Below are 6,183 nucleotides of genomic sequence, written 5' to 3' on the forward strand. Positions count from 1 at the left end.
GTTTTCATTCCGGCACGTTCGCGCTCAGGCGAGCGTGGCGAGCGCCTGCTCAAGGTCGGCGCGCAGGTCCGCCTCGTCTTCGAGACCCACGTAGAAGCGCACCAGCGTGCCGCGATGCGGCCAGCGCGCCGCCGTGCGCATCGACTCGACGTGGTAAGGCATGACGAGACTGTGCGCCCCGCCCCAGCTCCACCCGATTGCAAAGAGATCGAGCGCCTCGCAGAACGTATCGATCTGCGAGGCGCTGTAGCGCTCGTCGAATACCACGGAGAAAAGCCCTCCGGCACCCGTGAAATCGCGCCTGAACGCGGCGTGGCCAGGGCAGTCTTCGAATGCGGGATGCAGCATGGCCGCAATCTCGCCGCGCGTCTTGAGCCAGCTCGCGAGCGCGAACGCGCTGCGGTCGTGCGCCTCGAAGCGCGCCTTCATGCTCGGCAGCCCGCGCAGCACGAGCGAGCAGTCGTCCGATGAAACGCCGATGCCAAGACGCATGCGCGCCTGCTTGAGCTTCAGATGCAAGGCATGCTCGCGCGTGATCGTCGCGCCCATCAGCACGTCGCTGCCGCCCGACTGGTATTTCGTGAGCGCCTGCACCGAGATGTCGACACCATGCTCGAACGGCTTGAACGCGAGGCCCGCCGAATACGTGTTGTCGATCGCCGTCACCACGTTGCGCGCGCGGGCCACGGCCGTGATCGCGCGCACGTCGGGCACTTCCATCGTGACCGAGCCCGGAGCCTCGATCCAGATCAGCTTCGTTTCCGGCCGGATCAGTTCCGCGATGCCGGCACCCGTCAACGGATCGTAGAAGCGCGTCGTGATGCCGAAATCGCGCTCGAGCCACTCGCCATGCTCGCGATTGGGCGAATAGACGTTGTCGGGAACCAGCACGTCGTCGCCCGTCTTCAGGAGACCGAAGTACACGTTGGAGATCGCCGAGAGCCCCGAGGGCTGCAGCAGCGCGTGCTCGCCGCCTTCGATGGCCGCGAGCCGCTGGGTCAGCATGGCGGAAGTCGGCGTCGCATGCAGGCCGTAGCGCCACTGCGAGTCGTCGCGCCAGTCGAGTCCGCGCACCGTCGCCAGATCGGGGAAGACAACGGTGGAAGCCCGCGTGACGGGCGCGGCGAACGATTCGAAGCCCGGCGTGATCTCGTCTTGCGGATGGATGAGACGCGTCTGCAATGCGCGGCTGGAGTCGGTTTTCTTCATTTCGAAATCGAAAAAACGATGAAGGCCAGATCGGCCGGCGGCGAGCCGGGGCTTATTCGCCAGTGCTCAGATTGCTGACACCGTTGACCTGCTGGGCGCCGCCGGACGCCGGCGCGGATGCGGCCTGCGCCGGCTGGGCATGCTCCGCGGCCGCTTCGCGCGAAGCCGAAGCGGGCGGAACCGGCTGCCCGGCCGCGAGCGGCTTCAGCTCGAAATCGACCGGATTCGAATCGTCCACTTCCATGCGCTCGCCCGACACCGTGCCGTCGGGCGAGAACGTCCCCACCCAGTTGCCGGTGATGTGCGTGCCGTCGTTCGACTCCTCGCCCTCGAAGGTCGTGCCTTCGTGATCGCCGGCAATCAGAATGATTTCGCCCGTGTCGGTGAACTGGTACTCGCCGTGCACGCCGCTGGGATCATCGGTTTTCGGGCCGAGGCGCATCACGATCTGCCGCTTGCCGAGCATGCCCACGTAGCGCGGAAACTGCGCGAATTCCGGGTTCGGCTTGAGCGGCAACTGGATCGCGGGCGGCGCGGCCAACGCCTTCACCGGATCGCTGGTGTCCTGCGCAAAACCCGTGACGGGCAACGCAAGTGCCGCGACTGCGAGCGCGCACGCGCGCACCGCGCAACCCACGCCGCGCGATGCGGCGCTCCATCGTTTCAAGGTCGATACTTCCATCTGACTCCTTCCTTCGAGTACGCCGCGACCTCACGGTGCATCGCTTGCCGCTCGTCTTTCTGAATGAATGGAAAGGGTTGGGTCGCCGCACGCCGCGGCGTGCGCTCAACCGGCCAGCAGGGCTTCGACAGCCTCGCGCTGCGGAATCGGCGCAACGGCGCCATATCCCAGCGTCGAGAGCGCGGCCGCCGCGTTCGCGTAGCGTGCCGCCGCGAACGGATCGTCGCCCGACACGAGGCGGGCCACGAACGCGCCGCCGAAGCAGTCGCCCGCGCCCGTCGCGTCGACGGCCGCGACGGCGCGGCCCGGCACGAGCCGCCGTTCTCCGACCGTCGCCACGTAGGCGCCTTCCCTGCCGAGCTTCAACGCCACCACGCGCGGCCCGCGTGCGAGCAGCCAGTCGACGATGGCGTCGCGCTCGTCCAGCCCCGTCAGCACCGCCACGTCATCCCAGCTAGGCAGACAGATGTCGGTGACGCGCAGCACCTCGCTCATCACGGCCCGCGCGCGCGGCAGCGGCCACAGCTTCAGGCGCAGGTTCGTATCGAAGCTGACCCGGCCGCCGTTGGCGTGCACGTGGTCGACGGCGGCGAACGCCGCGTCGCAGGCCGTATGGCTGATCGCCACGCTGATGCCGGACAGATGCAGCACTTGCGCCGCCGCAAGCGCTTCACGCGGCAGATCGCCCGGCGCGTATCGGCTCGCGGCCGACCCGGCGCGCAGATAATCGAAGGCATGGCCGTCGGGACCGTGCGAAACGAAGTAGACGCCGGTGGGCGCTGCCGGATCCACGCGCACGGTGGACGTATCGACACCCTCGCGGGCCCACAGGTCGAGCAGCAGACGCCCGAACTGATCGCCGCCAACGGCCGAGACAAAGCCGGTGCGCACGCCCTGGCGCGCGGCCGCAATGCAGAAGTTCGACGTATCGCCGCCGAAACCCTGCAGATACTCCGGCTTGTCGGGCGACGCCTGGTTGAATTCGACCATCGCCTCGCCGAACGCGAGAACCTGCGGGGCAGCGGCACGCATACGGCTCAGACCTCGCCCCACAGATCGTGGCCGTCGGCGCCGGTGATCTTCACCGAGACGAAGTCGCCGACCTTGTAGCGCTTCGACGCCTTCGTCGACGGCGCGACGTAGACGACGCCGTCGATCTCCGGTGCGTCGGCAGCCGTGCGACCGATGCCGCCGTCGGCGTTGATCTCGTCGATCAGCACCTTGAGCGTCTTGCCGACCTTGCGCTGGATGCGCTTCGCCGACACGGTCTCGGCCACCTCCATGAAGCGCGCACGGCGCTCCTCGCGCACGGCGTCGGGCAGCGCGCCATCGAGCTCGTTGGCGCTGGCCCCCTCGACAGGCGAGTAGGCGAAGCAGCCCACGCGATCGAGCTCCGCCTCGCGGATGAAGTCGAGCAGCGTTTCGAACTGCTCTTCGGTCTCGCCGGGGAAGCCCGCAATGAACGTGCTGCGAATCGTGAGATCCGGGCAGATCTCGCGCCAGGCCTTCACGCGCTCCAGCACCTTCTCCGCATTGGCGGGACGCTTCATGCGCTTGAGCACTTCGGGGTGCGCGTGCTGGAACGGCACGTCGAGATACGGCAGAACATGGCCCTTGAACGGGCCCTCGGCCATCATCGGAATGACTTCGTCGACGCTCGGATACGGATAGACGTAGTGCAGGCGCACCCAGGCACCGTACTGCGCCGCCAGTTCGCCCAGCGCGCCGACGAGATCCGTCATGCGCGTCTTGATCGGCTTGCCGTTCCAGAAACCGGTGCGGTACTTGACGTCCACGCCGTACGCGCTCGTGTCCTGCGAAATGACGAGCAGCTCCTTCACGCCGGACTTGAAGAGGTTCTCCGCCTCGAGCATGACTTCGGCAACCGGCCGCGAGACGAGGTCGCCGCGCATCGACGGAATGATGCAGAACGTGCAGCGGTGATTGCAGCCTTCGGAGATCTTCAGATACGCGTAATGGCGCGGCGTGAGCTTCACGCCCGCGGCCGGCACGAGATCGACGAACGGATCGTGCGGCTTGGGCAGATGCGTGTGCACGACCTGCATGACTTCGCCCACGGCATGCGGGCCGGTCACGGCCAGCACCTTCGGGTGGACTTCCTCGATGAGGTTCGAGCCGCTCGCGCTCTGCTTCGCGCCAAGGCAGCCCGTGACGATTACCTTGCCGTTCTCGCTGAGCGCCTCGCCGATGGCGTCGAGGCTTTCCTGCACGGCTTCGTCGATGAAACCGCAGGTGTTGACCACGACCAGATCCGCGCCGTCATAGGTGCCGGAGATCTCGTAGCCCTCCGCGCGCAGTTGCGTAATGATCTGCTCGGAGTCGACGAGGGCCTTCGGGCAGCCGAGGGACACCATCCCGACACGCGGAGCAGGGTTGCGAGAGGTCGTTGATTCAACAGGGTTTTTCACGTGTACGTCCGGATATGGGGCGCAAGGCGAGCGATGCGCCGCGCGAGGATCTTGCCAATCCGCCATTTTACCCGTATGTCATATGGAGCGCCGCTCCTTTGCTGCGTACAGCTTGAGCGGCGGGCGCCTGCCAGGCCGCCCGCCGCGATCACTTCCGGGTGATCACTTCTTGTCGTCGCCCTCAGGCGCGCTTTGCGCGGTCGGCTTGAACGGGAACGTGCTGAACATCGACTTCGCCTGGTTCTGCATCTGCTCCTGCATCTGCACGAACATGTTCTTCGACTGCTCGATGTAGCTCGTCATCATGCCCTGCATCATCGGCGCCTGCATGTTCATGAACTGCGTCCAGACCTCGGGATTCATCGCGTTGCCTTCGTAAAGGCTCTTCGACTGGTCCGCGAGCTTGTTCTGGATGTCGATGAAGGCCTGGATGTTCTTTTCCAGGTAGGTGCCCATCATCCCCTGCATCGCGTGGCCGTAGAAGCGGATGATCTGCGACAGCATCGACGACGAGAACATCGGCAAACCGCCGCTTTCCTCTTCCAGAATGATCTGCAGCAGGATGCTGCGCGTCAGATCCTCATTGGTCTTCGCGTCGATGACCTTGAACTCCTCCTGATCGAGCACGAGCTGCTTCACATCCGTCAACGTGATGTAGGTGCTCGTCTCCGTGTCGTACAGCCGACGGTTCGGATACTTCTTGATCAGTCGTTCGGCGGTTTTCTTTGTAGTCGTCATATGTCGCCCTTGTTCGTCCGGCCAACCCTGTGCGCCGGTCTAGCCAGGAAGCTGCGCCTGCCCCGGTGTGCAGCGAGGCGCGCCGCCCGTGTGGATCCTTGCGTAGCCGCCCGCCGGGGAAGGACGTGCGGCGCGGCCGGATCAGCCCATGTGCAACCCGCCGTTCAGCGAGAAGTCCGCACCGGTTGAAAAACCCGACTCGTCGGAGGCGAGCCAGGCGACAATCGACGCGATTTCTTCGGGTGCGCCGAGGCGCCGCACCGGGATCGTCGCGACGATCTTCTCCAGTACGTCGGGACGGATCGACTTCACCATGTCCGTGCCGATATAACCCGGCGAAACGGTGTTGACCGTCACGCCCTTCGTGGCCACTTCCTGCGCGAGCGCCATCGTGAAGCCGTGAATGCCGGCCTTGGCCGTCGAGTAGTTGGTCTGGCCGAACTGGCCCTTCTGGCCGTTCACCGACGAGATATTGATAATGCGGCCCCAGCCGCGCTCGACCATGCCGTCGATCACCTGCTTGGTGACGTTGAAGAGGCTCGTGAGGTTCGTGTCGATCACGGCCGTCCAGTCCTCGCGCGTCATCTTGCGGAACACCACGTCGCGCGTGATGCCCGCGTTGTTGACCAGCACGTCGATCTCGCCGACTTCGGCTTTGACTTTCTCGAATGCCTGGCACGTCGAATCCCAATCGCCGACATTGCCTTCCGAGGCGATGAAGTCGAAGCCCAGCGCTTTCTGGTCTTCCAGCCACTTCACGCGGCGCGGCGAATTCGGGCCGCAGCCGGCCACCACGGTGAAGCCCTGCTTGGCGAGGCGCTGGCAGATTCCCGTTCCGATTCCGCCCATGCCGCCCGTTACATACGCATTACGCTCTGACATAAACCCAACTCCATTATCGTTTTCCGGGCTGCCGTTCGGCTGCCCCGGCCTCGCCCTCTCCTGTGTTCCTGCCCGTGCTGCTGCGCCTCGCTCGAGGCAGCACCTTGGCGCGCTTCGTGGCGGCCGGGCTTCCGCTTTTTCTACAGCGCACGCCGCTTCTTCCAGCGCTACGGCGGGCTGCGCCGCAGCCCGCCGTATTTGTCATGTCACGAACGCTCGAGCGCGAGCGCCACGCCCATGCCA

The 6,183-nt window shown here is 65.6% G+C and carries 6 protein-coding genes; all 6 read right to left on the reverse strand.

The window, feature by feature from the left end:
* Window positions 1–24 precede the first annotated feature (24 nt).
* Window positions 25–1,209 carry a cystathionine beta-lyase gene (locus BAC01S_RS20480; RefSeq protein WP_027796440.1) on the reverse strand — a complete coding sequence of 395 codons (1,185 nt, stop codon included), beginning with the start codon at window positions 1,207–1,209 and terminating at the stop codon, window positions 25–27.
* A 52-nt stretch (window positions 1,210–1,261) separates the two neighbouring features.
* The gene (locus BAC01S_RS20485) at window positions 1,262–1,891 is read right to left on the reverse strand and encodes a hypothetical protein (protein ID WP_027796441.1); all 630 of its coding nucleotides are present in this window, start codon (window positions 1,889–1,891) and stop codon (window positions 1,262–1,264) included.
* A gap of 105 nt (window positions 1,892–1,996) precedes the next feature.
* Entirely contained in the window at window positions 1,997–2,923 is a 927-nt protein-coding gene (locus BAC01S_RS20490) for a sugar kinase (protein WP_027796442.1), read from the reverse strand.
* Window positions 2,924–2,928: 5 nt separating this feature from the next.
* A complete protein-coding gene (gene rimO / locus BAC01S_RS20495; protein WP_043202997.1) occupies window positions 2,929–4,266 on the reverse strand; it encodes a 30S ribosomal protein S12 methylthiotransferase RimO in 1,338 nt (445 codons plus the stop codon).
* 216 nt (window positions 4,267–4,482) lie between these two features.
* The gene (phaR, locus tag BAC01S_RS20500; protein WP_027796444.1) at window positions 4,483–5,058 is read right to left on the reverse strand and encodes a polyhydroxyalkanoate synthesis repressor PhaR; all 576 of its coding nucleotides are present in this window, start codon (window positions 5,056–5,058) and stop codon (window positions 4,483–4,485) included.
* Between the two features lie 141 nt (window positions 5,059–5,199).
* The gene (locus BAC01S_RS20505) at window positions 5,200–5,940 is read right to left on the reverse strand and encodes a 3-ketoacyl-ACP reductase (protein WP_027796445.1); all 741 of its coding nucleotides are present in this window, start codon (window positions 5,938–5,940) and stop codon (window positions 5,200–5,202) included.
* Window positions 5,941–6,183: the final 243 nt, after the last annotated feature.

The sequence above is a fragment of the Paraburkholderia acidipaludis NBRC 101816 genome, from assembly GCF_000684975.1.
Taxonomy (GTDB): domain Bacteria; phylum Pseudomonadota; class Gammaproteobacteria; order Burkholderiales; family Burkholderiaceae; genus Paraburkholderia; species Paraburkholderia acidipaludis.

Bases quoted from the DNA above. Each gene is read 5' to 3' on its own strand.
- BAC01S_RS20480 (WP_027796440.1), bottom strand. From the start codon at position 1,209: ATGAAGAAAACCGACTCCAGCCGCGCATTGCAGACGCGTCTCATCCAT.
- BAC01S_RS20485 (WP_027796441.1), bottom strand. From the start codon at position 1,891: ATGGAAGTATCGACCTTGAAACGATGGAGCGCCGCATCGCGCGGCGTG.
- BAC01S_RS20490 (WP_027796442.1), bottom strand. From the start codon at position 2,923: ATGCGTGCCGCTGCCCCGCAGGTTCTCGCGTTCGGCGAGGCGATGGTC.
- rimO (WP_043202997.1), bottom strand. From the start codon at position 4,266: ATGGTGTCCCTCGGCTGCCCGAAGGCCCTCGTCGACTCCGAGCAGATC.
- phaR (WP_027796444.1), bottom strand. From the start codon at position 5,058: ATGACGACTACAAAGAAAACCGCCGAACGACTGATCAAGAAGTATCCG.
- BAC01S_RS20505 (WP_027796445.1), bottom strand. From the start codon at position 5,940: ATGTCAGAGCGTAATGCGTATGTAACGGGCGGCATGGGCGGAATCGGA.